Consider the following 272-nt stretch of genomic DNA (forward strand, 5'->3'; position numbering starts at 1 on the left):
CATCGAGCGGCAGATGGAACAGCGAACGGCGTTGCTGAACGGCGTCAGCCATGACCTGCGCACCATCCTCACCCGTTTCAAGCTGCAACTGGCTTTGGCAGGCGACAATCCCGACCTCGAGGGCCTCGACAAGGATGTCGAGGACATGCAGTCGATGCTGGAGGCCTATCTCACCTTTGCCCGTACAGATGTCGAGGAGGATGTCGGCACGCTCGAACTTCCGGCGCTTCTGGAAAAGATCGGCCATGATTTCGAGCTTCACGACAAGAAAT

The 272-nt window shown here is 57.7% G+C and carries 1 protein-coding gene; it reads left to right on the top strand.

The features are described 5' to 3' along the window. Nucleotides 1–13: 13 nt before the first annotated feature. On the top strand, nucleotides 14–272 hold a 259-nt coding region (locus SB764_RS40355), incomplete at its 3' end, for a histidine kinase dimerization/phospho-acceptor domain-containing protein (RefSeq protein WP_410866804.1).

Source organism: Paraburkholderia sp. SIMBA_027 (assembly GCF_046535315.1).
In the GTDB taxonomy this organism is placed as follows: Bacteria; Pseudomonadota; Gammaproteobacteria; order Burkholderiales; family Burkholderiaceae; genus Paraburkholderia; species Paraburkholderia tropica.